Genomic DNA, 18,775 nt, shown 5'->3' with positions numbered 1-18,775 from the left:
AGCGAGAGACATTTCGATTTTGCCGGACTCAAATATGAACAACGTAATGTTGTTCCCAAGAACACTTGAATGTGTATTTTGGTACCTACTCTCATAGAGAATAGGATTTGAGAACTTTTATTTGAATAACAACGCTTATCAAAAGATAAGGGGATTGTTGTTATTCGTCAGCTTTCCAAATTGTTAAAGAGCAGATGTTAAAAAACATCATTCAAATATTCCAACAACGAACATTTTGATGATGCTTTTCTCGTTAAGAGAATGGTGGAGCTATGCGGGATCGAACCGCAGACCTCCTGCGTGCAAGGCAGGCGCTCTCCCAGCTGAGCTATAGCCCCAAAACTTAATGTTGAAGCCAACCCTTATCGGCAAAGAATTGGTGGGTCTGAGTGGACTTGAACCACCGACCTCCCGCTTATCAGGCGAGCGCTCTAACCAGCTGAGCTACAGACCCAACATTAAACTCTTAACGTTTAAACCGTATCAATCTGTGTGAACACTCATCGCAATAATCTTCGTATTAAGGAGGTGATCCAGCGCCAGGTTCCCCTAGCGCTACCTTGTTACGACTTCACCCCAGTCATGAACCACAAAGTGGTAAGCGTTCCCCCGAAGGTTAAACTACCTACTTCTTTTGCAGCCCACTCCCATGGTGTGACGGGCGGTGTGTACAAGGCCCGGGAACGTATTCACCGTGGCATTCTGATCCACGATTACTAGCGATTCCGACTTCATGGAGTCGAGTTGCAGACTCCAATCCGGACTACGACGCACTTTTTGGGATTCGCTCACTCTCGCAAGTTGGCCGCCCTCTGTATGCGCCATTGTAGCACGTGTGTAGCCCTACTCGTAAGGGCCATGATGACTTGACGTCGTCCCCACCTTCCTCCGGTTTATCACCGGCAGTCTCCCTGGAGTTCCCGACATGACTCGCTGGCAAACAAGGATAAGGGTTGCGCTCGTTGCGGGACTTAACCCAACATTTCACAACACGAGCTGACGACAGCCATGCAGCACCTGTCTCAGAGCTCCCGAAGGCACCAAGGCATCTCTGCCAAGTTCTCTGGATGTCAAGAGTAGGTAAGGTTCTTCGCGTTGCATCGAATTAAACCACATGCTCCACCGCTTGTGCGGGCCCCCGTCAATTCATTTGAGTTTTAATCTTGCGACCGTACTCCCCAGGCGGTCTACTTAACGCGTTAGCTCCGAAAGCCACTCCTCAAGGGAACAACCTCCAAGTAGACATCGTTTACGGCGTGGACTACCAGGGTATCTAATCCTGTTTGCTCCCCACGCTTTCGCATCTGAGTGTCAGTATCTGTCCAGGGGGCCGCCTTCGCCACTGGTATTCCTTCAGATCTCTACGCATTTCACCGCTACACCTGAAATTCTACCCCCCTCTACAGTACTCTAGCCTGCCAGTTTCAAATGCTATTCCGAGGTTGAGCCCCGGGCTTTCACATCTGACTTAACAAACCACCTGCATGCGCTTTACGCCCAGTAATTCCGATTAACGCTCGCACCCTCCGTATTACCGCGGCTGCTGGCACGGAGTTAGCCGGTGCTTCTTCTGCAGCTAACGTCAAACAATGCATCTATTAAATACATTGCCTTCCTCACTGCTGAAAGTGCTTTACAACCCGAAGGCCTTCTTCACACACGCGGCATGGCTGCATCAGGCTTGCGCCCATTGTGCAATATTCCCCACTGCTGCCTCCCGTAGGAGTCTGGGCCGTGTCTCAGTCCCAGTGTGGCTGATCATCCTCTCAGACCAGCTAGGGATCGTTGCCTTGGTGAGCCCTTACCTCACCAACTAGCTAATCCCACCTGGGCATATCCTGACGCGAGAGGCCCGAAGGTCCCCCTCTTTGAGCCGAAGCTATCATGCGGTATTAGCCATCGTTTCCAATGGTTATCCCCCACATCAGGGCAATTTCCCAGGCATTACTCACCCGTCCGCCGCTCGACGCCGTTAACGTCACCCGAAGGGTCAGTTAACTCGTTTCCGCTCGACTTGCATGTGTTAGGCCTGCCGCCAGCGTTCAATCTGAGCCATGATCAAACTCTTCAATTTAAAGTTTTTGTGGCTCAATGAATACTGATTACATTACATAGTAATGTTGAATTGACTGTGCCAAGACCGAAGTCTTGATTGGTCACTCAGTTCATTGAAACCTCAGTTGATTCTTTAGAATCATCTTTGATTATCATCAACGAGTGCCCACACAGATTGATAGGTTTATATTGTTAAAGAGCTTCCGACTTTTGAGCATTGCTCGTTATCGGGGATGCGTATAATACGCTTACTTTCGATTGAGTCAAGGTTTATTTTTAACTTTTCGAAACACCGTGAGTTTTCTGCAAAAATTTGTGTCTCTTCCCAAGCGGTGAGGCGGAATTATAGGGATCCAAATATAAAGAGCAAGCCTTTTTGAAAAATTTAATTTCGATCGATTAAAATCAAACCAAGAGCACGAAAATAGAATAAAATTTCAACATTTGAGACTCGTCACATCAATCTGTTGGAAAAACAAGAAGCATATACGTAATATCGCTGTGTCTATTATGTTAAAAAGACAACGGATATTCTCTATTACTTAACTAGTTGTATTCAGATATGAGTTCAAATAAAACGACCTTATTGATTATCGCCTTAGTGGTTATAGGCGGAATTATATTTTCACAGGTAGCAACACAAGTTCCACCAGCTGTCGCTTATGTTGTGGGTGTCCTTATCACCGCAGTATTAATAAAGCTAATTGAAAATTCACCCGTGAAAGGTAACCAACCAACACCTTCTACAAAAACCCTCTATGTTGGAAATTTACCTTATAAAGCGAATGAATCTCATGTGAAAGAGCTTTTTGCTCAGCACGGAGAAGTTTTTGCCGTTCGTTTAATGAAAGACAAACGTACTGGTAAACGCCGTGGTTTCGGTTTTGTCGTGATGGCTTCGGCTGATGCCCAAGGTGCAATCGATGCTTTAAATGACAATGAATATATGCAAAGGACTTTAAAAGTACGAATTGCGAATGAGCCTAAGTCAGGGGAATCACCAGATTCTGAACTGGACTAAAGCCCATTTTGCCAACCCTTTCATTCAGTGCACTTTCTTGCCAAGGAAGTGCACTACTTAAAATTTTATGTTTCACTCCCCTTTCCTCACCTGTCTCCAACTGCAATAATTGTTGCACTCTTCGTGCTATTGCTTTTCCAGAGTCGACTAATATGACTTCTGAGCCCAACACTTGAGCAATTTCGGATTTGATGAGCGGAAAGTGAGTGCATCCCAATACCGCGACATCGATGATCCCGATAAGCGGAGTGAGGAGCTGAGTCAGCTCCTGAATATCAACAGGCTTACCTCGCAGCTTTTCTTCTGCCATATCGACAAGACGCGTCAAACCCAGCATTTCAACATTTTTATTGGGAGAGAAGTTACGAACCAGCTCATGAGTGTATTCACGAGTGACTGTGGCAGGCGTCGCAATCAAGCCTATCGCTTTGTTTGCCAGAGAAGAAGCCGGTTTGATGGCTGGGACCACTCCGACAACCGGAATATCTAACCCCGCGCGTAAACTAGGTAGTACGATGGTACTCGCAGTATTACAAGCGATAACAACAATATCGACCGGGTTATTTTCTATACACGTTGTAATACATGCTTCGACACGTTTAATTAATGTATTTTGCTCCAGCTCTCCATAGGGATACGCTTGATTATCAAATATATAAATATAATTTAGTTGAGGTAACAACGATTGTATTTCTTGATAAACGGATAACCCCCCGACACCTGAATCGAAAATAAGTACGGTTTTATAAACTTGCTCTGTCACTTTTATATTCCGAGGAATGAAAACACAATGATCATACTCCCTAAAGTCTATTTATCAATCAGTAGACATTTATCTTTACGTCAATCTCAAAACTTATTTTATAAAAAAGCCGCCTATTGGCGGCTTATGTTTAGAACTTATATTCAGCGTTAGCGAATAAGTTACGTCCCTGTGCTAAATAGTAATTACCACTTGATCCGAGCCCTGTGTAGTGTGACTCATTAAATGCGTTACTCAGCTTTGCACCAAGGCTAAAGTGTTCAGTGAAGTGATAACGAGTCGCTAAGTCTACCGTGGTATAAGACTCAAGTTTATCCGCATTCTTATCGGTTCTGTCTCCCACGTAGTTCGCCACCATAGATAGGTCAAATTGAGCGACTTGGTAATTCATAACCCAACTAAGATTACGTTTACCCCTTCTTTCCAATTGAGCCCCGGTTTCCTTGTTGATAGGATCTTTCCATCCTACCGAAACTTTATGCTCAACAGGTCCCGTGTCAAAAGCTGCTGCCACTTCAAGCCCTTTGATTTCAGCCTTATCGACATTAGATGGAATCCAAGTACCACCCGCACCAACGGGTGCCCAGTCGATAAGATTATCGATCTCTGTTTTATATGCCGACACTTCCCAATCAATCCAACTTGAATAACCACGCAAACTAATTTCATTGGATACCGATTCTTCTGGCTTTAAGTCTGGGTTACCTTGTCCTGGCCAATATAAATCGTTGAATGTCGGAGCTTTGAAACCTGAGCCAGAATTTGCGACCACTTGAAGACCCTCAAGCAGTTGATACCCTAATCCTAAGTTCCAAGTTGTATGATCACCAAATGAACTATCATCATCATGTCGTAAACTGGCTTCGGCGGTAAAATCATTCACGCCAATCAAAGAGGTCAAAAAGGCCGCTTTGTTGTTCTTATCCGTATCTTCGTAGTCCGTGGAATTGGTGCCGCCACGGTTTGCTTCCTCTTTGGTGTAATCCAAACCAAGATTCACCGCAAGCCAATCGTTTGGAGACAGAGTATTCAGCCAGGTTACGTTATTTCGCCGTGTAAATAGTGCAGTTTTTCCAGAAGCTCCGTCAGCATCACCATCCCATGCTTCACTGCGCATTGTTGATAGGGTCAGCTTACTGCTATAAATTTCGGCTTGAAAGTTTAATCCACCATTTAACGTATAAAAGTCATTATTACTTTCTTGCTTTGGCCCACCATATTGCCCGGCATATTCATTATCGGACTCTTGCTTATAAGCACTGGCATTCACACTCCACTGCGCATTTATGTCATGGTTGACACTACCGAAGAAGCTTGTGGTATCAAAACCATGAGTATCCGTACTTGGCGCGCCTTGATAGACACGGTAACCATCACTTTGCTCCTTAGCAGCAATAAACGAACCGTAGGTCTGTTCATTGAGCTGACCAGAAGAGTGCCAACCTAAAAGCTTATGATCATCTTCGCCGTATCCGACTGTGGCTTTATGTAATGGTTGGCCGTTTCCGGCCGTCGTAATACTGATCACACCACCAAGCGCATCGGAGCCGTAAATCGCAGCTCGAGGACCACGGATTACTTCAATTTTCTCAATAGCAAATGCGGGAATCAAACCGATAGAAGCGCCGCCAGAAGTCGCAGAGTTGACTTTAACGCCATCAATCAACACAAGAGTGTGTTGGGTTGCGGTACCACGTAAATAAATGGAAGTTTCTTGGCCTTTACCACCAAGAGAATTGATTTCTACTCCAGGCAGTGTACGCAATACTTCAATTGCGCTATCAGCCTGCATTGCTTCGATATCTTGGCGAGTAATAATACTCGCTGATGCCAATACCGAAGATTGTGTCTGCTCGATGCGATTAGCGGTTACCAAAATGGTGTCATCTGCAGACTGGGCAAGAGATGTTGGGGCATACGACACCAGCGATGCCACTGCGACCGCTATAAATGTTTTGTTCATTATGTTGTCCTAGATTCGCGTAGTAAGTCCGACCAAGCCATGCTTATGGTGGCTTAGTGGCTGGCAGGTCTTCGGACTCAAGAGCTTGGCCAAGCCGCCTACTAATCCGACTTCCCACATACTTTGATGCAGTGTCATATGGATGTTCGTTCTCTTTTACCGCTGCGCGTCAGTTCTGGAATTTCACCAGATTCCCTTTTCAGCCATCTATACATCTAAAATGGCACCAGCTTGGCGCTGATATTAGTCAGCAATGGAACCAATGTCTAGTTCATAATCAACTAAGCTATTCAACAATTACTCAGAAAACCAACAATTGACCGACAATACTGGACATCAGATTTGGATTGAATAAAATCTGCGCTCTTTGTTTAAATGCACCAACAGGTAAAACCATGGCTTCTCTCGATGTAAACCCTCAGCACTACGCTCAGCAACTGGCTGAAAAAACCGAACGCCTAAGCGACATGTTCGCGCCATTCGATGTTCCAGAGCTGGAAGTGTATGAGTCACCAGAGCAGCATTACCGCATGCGAGCAGAGTTTCGTGTCTGGCACGAAGGTGATGACTTGTTTTACATCATGTTCAATCAGCAAACGCGAGAAAAATATCGTGTTGATCAATTCCCTGCAGCTAGCCGTTTGATTAACGATTTGATGCCGCTGTTGATTGATGCAATGAAAGAGAACGACACACTACGTCGTAAACTGTTTCAGGTTGATTTTCTGTCTACGCTTAGCGGTGAAATGTTGGTGTCACTGCTTTATCACCGCCAACTCGACGAAGCTTGGATTGAAGAGGCGAAAGCTCTCAAACAAAGATTGAATGATGAAGGTTTTAATCTCAACCTTATTGGCCGAGCACGTAAAATGAAAATCGTGTTGGATCGTGATTTTGTGGTCGAGAAGCTTGATGTTAATGGAGAGAGCTATGTGTATCAGCAAGTGGAAAATAGCTTTACTCAACCAAACGGTAAAGTCGCGGAGAAAATGTTAGCTTGGGCGGTCGATTGTACTCAGGATAGCCAAGGTGACCTATTAGAGCTTTACTGCGGAAACGGTAACTTCTCTTTGGCTTTGGCACAAAACTTTGAGCGCGTTCTCGCGACTGAGTTAGCCAAACCCTCTGTTGACTCTGCACAATATAATATTGCTGCGAATAACATCGAGAATGTTCAGATCATTCGAATGTCGGCAGAAGAGTTTACCGAAGCGATGGAAGGCAAACGTGAATTTCGCCGTCTGAAACAAGCTGGTATTGATCTCAGTAGCTATAACTGCAACACCATTTTTGTCGATCCCCCTCGGGCTGGTATGGACATCGATACTTGTAAAATGGTGCAGGGCTATGAGCGCATCCTATATATCTCTTGTAATCCAGATACATTAAAAGAAAACTTGGATGTACTCTGTGAAACTCACCGCGTGACACGATTTGCGCTCTTTGACCAATTTCCCTATACCCACCACATGGAAGCGGGTGTGATGCTAGAGCGTAAATAATCTTACGCGATAGTGATAAAAAACGAGCCAAATGGCTCGTTTTTGCTTTTTACTCTTCTTTACGGCCGATGTAACCCATTCGATGGCCAATCCATAGCAGCAATAATAATGCGATGACAATGGAGAAGAAGTTCGACCCGGCTTCGGGATATTGCGCTTTAAGAAACGCCGAGTGCCCAAATGCCCCGACAAAGAAACACGCCAATCCCACCAGAGGGATATCTTCAGACACCGGATGGCGCAGATACTCTTGATACAGCGCTTGTACAGAAAGCACGAGAGCAATAACTGGAAAAATGGAAAACGAAACTTCACTCATTGTTAACCATGACAATAGTGCATCGCCACACATCCCTGCAATCAAAGCCAGCAATAGCGTCTTTTTCTCTGACCCCTGCTCGATTTGAATATTTTCATTCGACATTAATCTAATCCACCTTTTATTATTCGAGTTTGATGACGTTCACGTTCCTTTCGGTACCAATGTGCCCCTTTGGCCACCATTCGCAATTGAATAATCAACCTTTCTGCTAACGCATCTCGTTCACAACTCTCTAAATCCAATACTTCGGCTCCAGAACTGAAAACCAAGGTCACTGAAGCTTCCGCCTGAGCATATGCTTCTTCTCGTGTGACCCCTGTCGTGATCAAATATTCACTTAATTCTGCAACAAAATGTTGAATTTCACGCGCGACAGCAGCACGGAAGTCCGCTGATGTGCCTGAGCGTTCACGTAGTAACAGACGAAAGACGTTGGGGCTGCTTTCAATAAACTCCATAAACGTTTCCACTGAAGTTCGAATTACACTGCCTTCTTTAACGATACGTTGCCGAGCTTGACGCATGAGTTGACGCAGCAACAAACCGCCTTCATCAACCATGGTTAAGCCTAGCTCATCCATATCTTTAAAATGACGATAAAACGACGTTGGGGCGATCCCCGCTTCTCGAGCGACTTCGCGTAGGCTTAAATTTGAAAAGCTTCGATCAGCACTCAGCTGGCTAAAAGCGGCATCAATCAGCGAACGGCGAGTTTTTTCTTTCTGTTGAGCACGGATTCCCATGGAGTTTATTCATTGTTGTCTTTGGATTTATTGCTAATATACCGCGATTCCTTGCCAGACATAAGCGTAAAACCGTCAGCATCTAATCCGACTCTCAATTAAATCGAGTTTGCGCACTTTTTCAATCTTCCCGACGCGCGGTCAATAATAATCGTCGCAATTTTTCAACTTCGCTACAAACTCCGTGATCCCCCCCACTCTCTGCTATGCAATTCATTTACCACTACAACATATGAGTTAAAATCTCGCTAAAGCAATGTTACAGCATATAACAAGGATTAGATTATGGCGCAGACCAACCACTTTGATGTCATCGTTATCGGTAGTGGTCCTGGCGGTGAAGGGGCCGCAATGGGATTAACCAAGGCCGGGCTCAATGTTGCGGTGATCGAAAAAGAAAGCAGTATCGGTGGTGGTTGTACCCACTGGGGGACTATCCCCTCCAAATCCCTGCGCCATGCAGTCAGCCGCATCATTGAATTTAATAGCAACCCACTGTTTAGCCGTAATCAACCCAATGTTCATGCCACCTTTTCTGATATTTTAGGTCATGCTAAGTCGGTTATCGACAAACAGACTCGGCTTCGCCAAGGTTTTTATGATCGCAACCACTGCAGCTTGATTTTCGGCACCGCACAATTTACAGACAACAATACCGTTTCGGTCACGAAAGCGGATAACACCATTGAGCACTATACAGCGGATAAGTTTGTTATCGCGACAGGCTCACGCCCCTATCACCCTGCGGATGTCGATTTCGCTCATGACCGTATCTACGACAGTGACTCTATCCTCAATCTAAAACATGACCCTCGACACATTATTATTTATGGTGCGGGTGTGATTGGCTGTGAGTATGCCTCTATCTTCCGTGGCTTAGGTGTCAAAACGGATCTGATCAACACCCGTGATCGTTTGTTGTCTTTCCTTGACAACGAAGTCTCAGACGCGCTTTCCTATCACTTCTGGAACAACGGAGTGGTGATTCGTAATGATGAAACTTACGAAAAAGTCGAAGGTACCGATGATGGCGTGATTGTGCATTTGCAATCGGGTAAGAAAATGAAAGCCGATTGCTTGCTCTACGCCAATGGACGCACCGGTAATACCGATAAGCTCAATTTAGAAGCGGTGGGATTAGCTTCTGACTCGCGCGGACAAGTCAAAGTCAACACCAACTATCAAACCGAAGTCGACCATATTTATGCGATCGGCGATGTAATTGGCTATCCAAGCCTTGCCAGCGCGGCTTATGACCAAGGGCGCTTTGTCGCTCAGGCAATTACTCAAGGCGAAGCACAAGGTTACTTGATTGAAGATATTCCAACGGGCATTTATACCATTCCTGAAATCAGCTCGGTCGGAAAAACAGAGCAAGAGCTGACCGCGGCCAAAGTGCCTTATGAAGTAGGTCGATCATCATTTAAACATCTCGCAAGAGCGCAAATTGCCGGCAAAGATGTCGGCAGCTTAAAAATCCTCTTTCACCGAGAAACCAAAGAGATTTTAGGTATCCATTGTTTTGGTGAACGCGCGGCAGAAATTATTCACATTGGCCAAGCCATTATGGAGCAGAAAGGTACTGCCAATACCATCGAGTACTTCGTGAATACCACCTTCAATTACCCCACCATGGCGGAAGCCTACCGTGTCGCAGCATTAAATGGCTTGAACCGATTATTTTAATACAGGCAACGTTCATCAAAAAGCCGCTCATATGAGCGGCTTTTCATTTGCCTATTCGAGAAGTTACAAAAACGTCTGCTGCCGCCACTGACGTCCGAAGATCCACGCTAAACTTACTCCGCGCATCGCCATAAAGGTCAACATTGCCGCCCACAAAGCATGATTACCCCATGCCGAGAACAGCCAAAATACTAGAAAAAAGCTGCTGGTCGCGACCACCATACCATTACGCATCTCGCTTCCCTTCGTGGCCCCAATAAATACACCATCAAGCAAAAAACACCACATCGAAATAAGCGGCATCGCAATTAACCAAGGAAGATAAACGTTCGCTTGCTGTTGAACCGCTGGGATATCAGTAATCATCGCAATCAATTGAGTTCCCCACACGCCAAATACTAGGGTTAGTAGCAAACAGATCACGATACCCCAAAAGCTCGTCCCCACCATCGATGCAGTTAGCTCAGTGCGAACTTTGGCACCAACCGCCTTACCCACCAGCGCTTCCATTGCATAAGCAAAACCATCCATCCCGTAGGAAATGATCATTAAAAAGCTCATAAGCACCGCATTAGCGGCAACGACTTGATCACCAAAGCTCGCCCCTTGAAACGTCATAAAACTGAAGGCGGCTTGTAAGCACAATGAGCGTAAGAAAATATCGCGGTTGAGTTTAATAAAGCGGCCAATACCTGAGCCGACTTGAGCCAGTAATTCAGTCCACTTCACCAGCGACTGACTTTGCCAAGTTCGGTACACACACCACAAGGCAAAACTCATGGCGGTGTAGTCGGAAATCACCGATGCGAGTGCGGCGCCTTGTACTTTCCAATCTAATCCAATGACAAACCATACATCTAAAACGATGTTGGTAACGTTGGAGATAATGACCATCCACATCGGCGCACGGCTATTTTGAGTGCCCAGTAACCACCCTAGCAGGACAAAATTACTCAGCGCCGCCGGAGCACTCCAGGCACGAATAGCAAAATATTGCTGACTGTAAAACTTTACGTCTTGGCTGGCATCACTCCAAGAAAAGACCCAGTCAGATAACCAAGGTTTGAGCAGCAAAAATAGAGCAGCGAACGCCAATGCCATCGTCAGCCCCTGAACCAATATTAGAGCAAGTTGATGAGGATTTTTTGCCCCATAAGCTTGTGCGGTTAATCCGGTGGTCGACATTCGAAGAAAACCAAGTAACCAAAAAGTCACACTCAGCATGGTGCTCCCTAAAGCAACACCACCTAAGTAATAGGCATGCTCCAAATGACCAATGACCGCCGCATCCACCAAGCCCAATAGCGGAACGGTAATATTGGACAGCACCATAGGAATGGCCAGCAGCAGCACACTTTTGTGCATCGCACGATCGGACAGGATTTTAAAGATTTGCACGGACACACTCTTGCGGAGAAAAACAACCCGAGAGTGTACCGTGATCACCAGCGAAGCTGAACCAAAACTGGGGTTAAACGATGTTTTAGGTAGGGAAAACGCTTAAGGCAACGTTGCCAAAACTTCCAACGCTGGCACTGACGTTCTAATGGTGAGAAAGTTTGACTCCAACGTACCCAAGGCAAGTAATTCACCAAGGCTTCAGAAGGTTGACTGAAGCCATGAGCATAAGATTCAGAGCCTAACTTTTGCCCCCAGCGCGATACGGTTAAGTCTCCCGCGACCACTAAACAAGCACACGCATTTTCAAAATGACGACCTAATGCCTGTACAAATTGTGCAACTTGAGGCGCACAGCAATCAAGCAATGCATACTCGCAAACAATAAGTAGCGGGGTATTATCAGGTACCGTGACTGACGTCATCCACTCAAGCTCTTCCACACTTCCCGACATATGTTTGTAACGCTCACTGCGATGAAACAGTTTTTGGCGCCACAATAAATTCTCAGTGACGTCTAACTCTATCCAATGGCAACGTCCATTATCGACACGATAAAAACGGGTGTCGAGTCCAGCACCGACGTTAATCACCCAAGCATCAGGGTGACGATGGATAAATTCCGTGATCTTTTCATCGCACAAGCGCGTTAATGTCATGTGAAGTAATTGCGATTGATCGACATCGCCAGACAAACACTCAGGAGCAAGCTGACAACGCTGACAAGCGCTAGCAGCAATCGGATCATAAATCAGACCATTGTCGACCATGCTTTCGCGGCTACGTAGCCACATCGGCTTGAGTAAATTGGCTGGGATTTGGTAACGGTGAGAGTGAGAACTCTGAGAAGTGACCATTATCATCTTCCTCCATCGAACATGGTAAGATGATAATGGTTATCGTTTAAACTGACAAGTTATTGAGAATTAGTATCAACAACTTTTTTGACTTACATCCAATCCGTGTTGCGAATGATGCCAACTGCCAACCCTTCAATTTCCATGTGCTGGCTGGTCAGGTCGACTTTAATCGGCGCAAATTCTTCGTTTTCAGCGTGCAATAAAATCATTGCCCCTTTGCGCTCTAAACGTTTTACCGTTACGTCATCATCCACCCGGGCAACCACAACTTGGCCATCACGTACATCTTGGGTTTTATGCACAGCCAGTAAGTCACCATCCATAATACCGATGTCTTTCATACTCTCACCTTGTACGCGGAGAAGAAAATCAGCTTGTGGCTTGAACATCGCGGGATCCACCTGATAGTGCGTCTCGACATGTTCTTGAGCCAAAATCGGCTCACCGGCTGCAACTTGACCAATCAAAGGCAGACCGGACTCTTCGTTGGCTGCGCTATCAAGCAGTACACGAATGCCGCGTGATGCGCCGGGAATAATCTCAATTACTTGTTTTCTAGCCAGCGCTTTAAGATGCTCTTCCGCTGCATTCGCGGAACGGAAACCAAGCTCTCTCGCGATTTCTGCACGAGTGGGTGGCATACCGGTTTCATCAATTTTACTTTTGATCAGGTCGAACACTTGTTGCTGGCGGGGCGTTAAAGGCTTCATAGCTTACCTGTCTTTTTATACAGTCAACTGTGAGTATATCCAGTAATTCGGGAATTGCAACGCCAATTGGTTGTTTTTTGGCATGTTATAAGTTTAAAGCGTAACGCCGAATACTCAGCTCACCCTTGGAACCAAAGCCGTTACCACTCAAAGGTTCAATTTTGACATAGATAAGCTTAGAGAGAATTCAGTAACTTAGCGTCGCTTGTCGTGAAATGGTACAAATTTGCTGACTTCCTCCACAAATAAGAGGTAAAAGGTTGGACCTGTTTCTGGTATTCTTGCTCGCTTAAAATGTCGGCTTGAGACTTTGTCTTTGGGAGCTGAACACTCTCCCCCACTCACTCAAGCATCTTAACCAAATTTTGAGGCTAAAAAGCTTTATGTCTTCAGGACACGCATTTTCTCGCTCGCTATTGAAACAACCTGTTTCGCTGTTAGTGAAGGGCACCACCATTCCATCGAATCCAATTGAAGATCATCAAATCGATGTCAGTAAACCGATTGTTTACGCCATGCCTTTCCGTTCTAACGTCGATCTTCTAGCCTTACAGCAACAGGTGATCAAGCTGGGGCTACCCGATCCGCTTACGCCATTGGAAATCAACGGTAAACAATATCCACGCTACGTGTTTACATCCTCTCGTCCAACCGTCGTTGGTAATGATAACGATGTTCCCGTGGAGTCCATTCATCAATTTTCCGAGCTGCTCGAACTGCATAAGTTTGACCCTGAGCTCGACATCCAAATGATGCCAGCCACGGTATTGTGGGGGCGTAAACCAGGTAAAGAGTCTGAACAAAAACCGTATCTCAAACCGCTCAACGGCCCACAAAAGGCCAAAGCAGTGTTGTTTTCTGGGCGTGATTGTTTAGTTCGCTTGAGCTCGGTGGTCTCTTTACGCTACATGGCAGATTCTCACGGCACCGACCACGCCATCGCTCACAAACTGGCGCGTGTTGCACGTATCCACTTTTCACGTCAAAAACTTGCGGCATCAGGGCCAAATTTGCCAAGCCGCCAAGCGCTGTTTAATCGCCTGATTAAATCCAAAGCGATTGAAAAGGTGATTGCCGATGAAGCCAAAGCGCGCAATGTCGATATCAGTAAAGTAACGAAAGAAGCGCATGACATCATGGATGAAATCGCCGCTGATTTTTCTTACTCACTGGTGAAAAAAGGTGACCGTATACTAGGCTGGCTGTGGAACCGTATCTATCACGGCTTGCACATCAACAATGCCACAGCAGTTCGTAAACTGGCTCAGGACGGTCACGAAATCGTCTATGTACCTTGTCATCGTAGCCATATGGATTACTTGCTGCTTTCTTATGTTCTGTATCATGAAGGCATGGTGCCGCCGCATATTGCCGCAGGCATTAACTTGAACTTCTTCCCGGCAGGGCCGATTTTCCGCCGCGGTGGGGCGTTCTTTATTCGTCGTAGCTTCAAAGGCAATAAGCTGTACTCAACCATCTTTCGTGAATACCTCGCTGAGCTATTTGCTAAAGGGTATTCCGTCGAATACTTCAGTGAAGGCGGTCGTTCACGAACCGGGCGTCTACTGAATGCCAAAACGGGCATGTTAGCCATGACCATCCAAGCAATGTTGCGTGGCTTGAACCGCCCTGTAACATTGGTACCGGTGTACATTGGCTATGAACATGTTATGGAAGTCAGCACCTACGCCAAGGAATTACGGGGCAAACGTAAAGAGAAAGAGAACGCAGGCCTAGTCCTGCGCACGATACGTAAACTGCGCAACTTTGGTTTAGGTTATGTGAACTTTGGCGAGCCAATTCCACTCAATCATTACCTTAACGAGCATGCGCCTCAATGGACGCAAGATATCGACCCAATGGGGGCAAGCAAACCGCAATGGTTAACACCAGTCGTCAATGGGCTAGCAAATAAAATGATGACGCACATTAACGATGCAGCGGCAGCCAATGCGTTAACTCTATGTGCAACGGCACTATTGGCATCACGTCAACGTGCTTTGTCTCGTGATAGCTTAATTAGACAGATTGATAGCTACTTATCGCTATTGCGCAACGTCCCTTATTCCTCGACCTATACGGTGCCGGATCAAAGTGCCCAAGAACTGGTCGATCACGCGATTTCCTTGGATAAATTCGTGGTGGAATCTGACGTGATGGGTGACATTATTTCGCTTGATCGCAATCAGTCGATTTTGATGACCTATTATCGCAATAACATTATTCATCTGTTTGCGATCCCATCGCTTATTGCCCAGATCCTCATTCGCGAGCAATCGACAACGCTGGAAAATATTCAACAATGTGTGGCGAAGTTGTTCCCATTCTTCAAACAAGAGCTATTTTTAGGACTCGATGAAACTCAACTCAATGAAACGGTTGAAGCGTACCTTGAAGAGTTGGCGTTGCAAGGCATTATTGCCATTGATGCTGAGCACGTTTCAATTAACCAATCAAATACTCAAGTGTTGATGCTGCTTGGCCGCACCATCTCAGAGACATTGCAGCGCTATGCGATTACTCTCAACCTGCTGGCTTCAAGTGCCGAAGTAGGAAAAGCTGACTTAGAAAAAGTAAGCCAAGATATCGCCCAGCGTCTAGGACGCTTGCATGGTATCAATGCGCCAGAGTTCTTTGATAAAGGTGTTTTCTCATCAATGTTTACCACATTGAAACAGCAAGGCTATCTCGATAGCGATGGCCAAGTCGATCAAGAGAAAAGCCGTCACTTTGCTGAGCTGCTCTATAGCTTGCTTGACTCACAAATTCGTCTGACGATTCAAGAAAGTATTTGCCGCGCCAACAGCAATGAACAAGATGTCGACCAAGTGTAGTCGAGAGAAGCCACAATACAAAAAAGGCGTCCATTAGGACGCCTTTTTCATTTACGATGGCCAATTTACCAGAAAGCCAAAAGTAGCCCACCCGCTATCGCCATGCCAACATAGTTGTTATTGAGAAAAGCTTGAAAACACAGATTGCGTTCACGATGACGAATGAGATGCTGTTGAAAGACAAACAGCGCACCTGCAATCAATAAACACCAATAGTAGCTAGCACCGAGTTGATAAAAGTAACCTAGTGCCATCAGCATCAATAAGGTGATCAACTGTAAGGCACCAATGATCATTTTGTCATAGCGGCCAAATAGGATCGCTGTCGACTTGATCCCGATCTTTAAATCATCATCGCGATCAACCATGGCATATTGCGTATCATAAGCAATGGTCCAGATTGCATTAATAATGAACACAAACCAGACCACCGCAGGCACTTCATTCGCTTGCGCAGCCCACGCCATAGGGATCGACCAACTAAAAGCGAGCCCTAAGAAAAGTTGAGGCAAATGAGTATACCGCTTCATAAACGGATAGATAAATGCCAAAACAATCCCAGCAAAGGAGAGCTTGATTGTCAGCGAGTTCATGGTTAATACCAACAAAAATGACACAATGCCTAACACCAGAAATAAACTGAAGGCTTCTTTACTGGTGACAAGCCCAGCAGGTAAAGGGCGCTGATTGGTTCTTTTGACAAAACCATCCACTTTGCGATCAGCAAAATCGTTAATCACACATCCGGCGGCTCGCATCAGCACAACACCAGCAACAAACACCAGCAATACTTTGATATCTGGCATTCCCTGAGCTGCCAAAATTAACGCCCACAACGTCGGCCAAAGTAACAAAAGAGTCCCGATCGGTCGGTTCATTCGGGTTAACTGCCAATACGCTTTTGCTTTTTCCGCTATCATTGTGATGGGTTCTCCTTGGTATAAATTGGCGCCTCAGGCAGGAAAAGCTCTGCCACCAGCATAGGTTTGTGGTTCATCCATAAACGTGAACGACGGGCAAGTAAGCGACCATGGGATGTTTCGCCCCATCCCACTTGCAACGCATCGCGTCTAACATTATCGGCTTTAAACACGGTTAAGCCGAGAGGGGTCTCACCTTGCTGCGTTAAATCAACGCCTTGTTCCACAAGTGAAGATTGAGGAATTAATGTACGACCTAACACCCAGGTTTGGTCATCGCCTTGCAACACAACATTTCTTAATAAACACGCTTCTTCACTGAGCAAATCGCGCTCGTGTTCAAGCAGTTGAGACTTAGGAATGAATTGGTTTTGCAGCAACTTGACCGACAAGTGCTGGCACTGTTTGGCTAATAATCGTGATAAAGAGCCATTTTCCAACATCCATTCCTGAGCAATTGATGAAGGAAAGTTAAACTTATCAGGTAATTGCCAATCAATAGTTCGTAAGGCTTGAAGATAATGAGTTATTGATTGATTCATACTATTATTCAATTAGTGGCTTTATCACTTAAGCTAAAGTGTCGCAGTTTGGTTTTAGCACTACACCAATGGTTGGTGCATTAGGATGCTTATCTAGTGCGCTATTGTAACAAGACTCGAGTAATTCGAATATCGCGAATAGAAGAAAGAAAAGACAGAAATATGCTGAAACGCTACCTAGCCCAAATAATGATCATCGTCAGTACCTGTATCGCGTTCCCTTCGATAGCGTCAGAAGAAGGGCAAGATAAACTGGCTTACTTTACCCTTGAACCTGATTTAACCACCAATTTCTACACCAAAGGCAAACAGCTCGGTTATATTCAGGTACGGATTGACATTATGGTCGCACGCGAGGCAGATCTTGCTCTTATCGAGCAGCATCAACCTTTAATCCGTGATGCCATCGTCGAGTTACTCGGTAAGCAGAGTGAAGACACGATAAAATCGCTTGCTGGACGTGAAGACCTCAGGAAAAACCTTGTTGAACACCTCAACAATATTTTGTTGCCTGAAGTGGGTCGAACCATTATTGCCGATTTACTGTTTACCAAGTACTTATATCAGTAATCGCTCTCAGAGTGGGGAGTTTGCTCTCCCTACTCTCCTGATTTCCTCTAAGCATTTCGCCAACGTTCGGCATCAACCAGCCCTAGCACCACACCCGCGATCAGCCCCACTAAATGAGCAGTATTCGCGATCGCCATGTATGGTTGTACAAAACCAAGAACTAACCACACCAGCATAAAGCCAATCAATGTTCTAGGCATCACTAAACCAACATTAGGAGCCCGGACACCAAGCATCCAAACGTACCCGACCAAACCGTAGACTACCCCAGACAATCCGCCAAAGTTAGCACCTTCGACCCAATACTGCCCAGCCCCAGATAAGGCGGAAGAAACCAGAAAGACTTTTATAAGGCTAAGCGAACCCAACTTCTTCTCGACATCCCCGCCAAATTGCCACCACCACAGTAAGTTGAAGATAATGTGTAGGGCAGAAAAGTGCAGCAGGGCATGAGTCACCCAGCGCCATAGTTGCCATTTTTGCCATTCAAATGCAGGGAAATGCAATAGGTCGAAAATGACGTTGCCGCCGCCAATCAGGCTAGCCCCAAAAATCGCAGCACACATGAGCATAATCAACAGCGTAAACGGACCCGCTTTGGATTTGACCATCCCCAGCATGCTCGGTGAACCATAGCTGAACTTCGCTTTACGCGATTCCGCCATGCTCCATGATACTTCTTGATAGCGAGGGTGAGTCGGGTCATTAAGAAATTGGCGAAGTTCAGCTTCGACCTCAACCTGATGCTCTGCCTCTTTTAACCATAATGAAAACTCACCGCTTCCTTCAGCCAGCATCTGAATGTCAATCTGGCGCGAGGCCATGTAATCAATAAAAGCTTGCCCCATTCGAGGGTTATTGAGAGCGATCAGTCTAATCATAATGG

Annotated in this window: 15 protein-coding genes, 2 tRNA genes, 1 rRNA gene and 1 riboswitch; of the genes, 5 read left to right on the top strand and 13 right to left on the bottom strand. The window is 45.8% G+C overall.

Going from position 1 to position 18,775, the window contains the following annotated elements:
- Positions 1-262: 262 nt before the first annotated feature.
- The 3 genes from M1D72_RS07975 to M1D72_RS07965 form a co-directional block, all read right to left on the bottom strand.
- Positions 263-338, bottom strand: a tRNA-Ala gene (locus tag M1D72_RS07975).
- Positions 339-377: 39 nt separating this feature from the next.
- Positions 378-454 (bottom strand) — tRNA-Ile (locus tag M1D72_RS07970).
- Positions 455-521: 67 nt separating this feature from the next.
- Positions 522-2,074 (bottom strand): 16S ribosomal RNA (locus M1D72_RS07965).
- 543 nt (positions 2,075-2,617) lie between these two features.
- On the opposite strand from M1D72_RS07965, the gene M1D72_RS07960 reads away from it, so the two are divergent.
- A complete protein-coding gene (locus M1D72_RS07960; protein ID WP_456296566.1) occupies positions 2,618-3,076 on the top strand; it encodes an RNA recognition motif domain-containing protein in 459 nt (152 codons plus the stop codon).
- Here the strand turns inward: M1D72_RS07960 and murI are convergent.
- Both murI and M1D72_RS07950 read right to left on the bottom strand, forming a co-directional pair.
- Positions 3,039-3,839 (bottom strand): glutamate racemase, encoded by an 801-nt coding sequence (gene murI, locus M1D72_RS07955; RefSeq protein WP_456296565.1) that lies wholly within the window; start codon positions 3,837-3,839, stop codon positions 3,039-3,041. The genes M1D72_RS07960 and murI overlap by 38 nt on opposite strands.
- A gap of 130 nt (positions 3,840-3,969) precedes the next feature.
- On the bottom strand, positions 3,970-5,802 hold the full coding sequence (locus tag M1D72_RS07950; protein WP_456296564.1) for a TonB-dependent receptor domain-containing protein: 1,833 nt from the start codon (positions 5,800-5,802) through the stop codon (positions 3,970-3,972).
- A 45-nt stretch (positions 5,803-5,847) separates the two neighbouring features.
- Positions 5,848-6,048, bottom strand: a riboswitch (cobalamin riboswitch).
- Between the two features lie 149 nt (positions 6,049-6,197).
- Here M1D72_RS07950 and trmA point away from each other — a divergent pair.
- A complete protein-coding gene (gene trmA / locus M1D72_RS07945) occupies positions 6,198-7,304 on the top strand; it encodes a tRNA (uridine(54)-C5)-methyltransferase TrmA (protein WP_456296563.1) in 1,107 nt (368 codons plus the stop codon).
- A 49-nt stretch (positions 7,305-7,353) separates the two neighbouring features.
- Here the strand turns inward: trmA and M1D72_RS07940 are convergent, their stop codons facing one another.
- Both M1D72_RS07940 and fabR read right to left on the bottom strand, forming a co-directional pair.
- Positions 7,354-7,728 (bottom strand): YijD family membrane protein, encoded by a 375-nt coding sequence (locus M1D72_RS07940; protein ID WP_390197204.1) that lies wholly within the window; start codon positions 7,726-7,728, stop codon positions 7,354-7,356.
- Complete coding sequence (gene fabR, locus M1D72_RS07935; protein ID WP_390197201.1) at positions 7,728-8,369, bottom strand: HTH-type transcriptional repressor FabR; 642 nt, start codon at positions 8,367-8,369, stop codon at positions 7,728-7,730. Before fabR ends, M1D72_RS07940 begins: the two co-directional genes overlap by 1 nt.
- 285 nt (positions 8,370-8,654) lie before the next feature.
- Here fabR and sthA point away from each other — a divergent pair, with 285 nt between their 5' ends.
- The gene (gene sthA, locus M1D72_RS07930; RefSeq protein WP_456296562.1) at positions 8,655-10,055 is read left to right on the top strand and encodes a Si-specific NAD(P)(+) transhydrogenase; all 1,401 of its coding nucleotides are present in this window, start codon (positions 8,655-8,657) and stop codon (positions 10,053-10,055) included.
- Between the two features lie 63 nt (positions 10,056-10,118).
- Here sthA and dinF read toward each other — a convergent pair whose 3' ends face one another.
- The 3 genes from dinF to lexA form a co-directional block, all read right to left on the bottom strand.
- On the bottom strand, positions 10,119-11,453 hold the full coding sequence (gene dinF, locus M1D72_RS07925; RefSeq protein WP_456296561.1) for an MATE family efflux transporter DinF: 1,335 nt from the start codon (positions 11,451-11,453) through the stop codon (positions 10,119-10,121).
- Between the two features lie 44 nt (positions 11,454-11,497).
- Positions 11,498-12,310, bottom strand: a complete 813-nt coding sequence (locus M1D72_RS07920) for a class I SAM-dependent methyltransferase (protein WP_456296560.1) — start codon at positions 12,308-12,310, stop codon at positions 11,498-11,500.
- A 92-nt stretch (positions 12,311-12,402) separates the two neighbouring features.
- Positions 12,403-13,023 (bottom strand): transcriptional repressor LexA, encoded by a 621-nt coding sequence (gene lexA, locus M1D72_RS07915; RefSeq protein WP_390197192.1) that lies wholly within the window; start codon positions 13,021-13,023, stop codon positions 12,403-12,405.
- Positions 13,024-13,406: 383 nt separating this feature from the next.
- Between lexA and plsB the strand changes: the two genes are divergently transcribed.
- Positions 13,407-15,857 carry a glycerol-3-phosphate 1-O-acyltransferase PlsB gene (gene plsB, locus M1D72_RS07910; RefSeq protein ID WP_456296559.1) on the top strand — a complete coding sequence of 817 codons (2,451 nt, stop codon included), beginning with the start codon at positions 13,407-13,409 and terminating at the stop codon, positions 15,855-15,857.
- Positions 15,858-15,922: 65 nt separating this feature from the next.
- Here the strand turns inward: plsB and ubiA are convergent, their stop codons facing one another.
- Both ubiA and M1D72_RS07900 read right to left on the bottom strand, forming a co-directional pair.
- Positions 15,923-16,777: a 4-hydroxybenzoate octaprenyltransferase gene (ubiA, locus tag M1D72_RS07905; protein ID WP_456296558.1), complete on the bottom strand. Its 855-nt coding sequence runs from the start codon at positions 16,775-16,777 to the stop codon at positions 15,923-15,925.
- On the bottom strand, positions 16,774-17,331 hold the full coding sequence (locus M1D72_RS07900; RefSeq protein ID WP_390197184.1) for a chorismate lyase: 558 nt from the start codon (positions 17,329-17,331) through the stop codon (positions 16,774-16,776). The genes ubiA and M1D72_RS07900 overlap by 4 nt, the downstream gene beginning before the upstream one ends.
- Positions 17,332-17,481: 150 nt before the next feature.
- On the opposite strand from M1D72_RS07900, the gene M1D72_RS07895 reads away from it, so the two are divergent.
- Complete coding sequence (locus M1D72_RS07895; protein WP_390197181.1) at positions 17,482-17,889, top strand: flagellar basal body-associated protein FliL; 408 nt, start codon at positions 17,482-17,484, stop codon at positions 17,887-17,889.
- 47 nt (positions 17,890-17,936) lie between these two features.
- On the opposite strand, the gene glpG is transcribed toward M1D72_RS07895, so the two are convergent.
- A complete protein-coding gene (gene glpG / locus M1D72_RS07890) occupies positions 17,937-18,770 on the bottom strand; it encodes a rhomboid family intramembrane serine protease GlpG (RefSeq protein ID WP_456296557.1) in 834 nt (277 codons plus the stop codon).
- Between the last annotated feature and the right edge of the window lie 5 nt (positions 18,771-18,775).

This window comes from Vibrio sp. AK197, from assembly GCF_053903115.1.
Note: the sequence above shows the minus strand (reverse complement) of the source record. Positions and strands in the feature narration are given on the sequence as shown.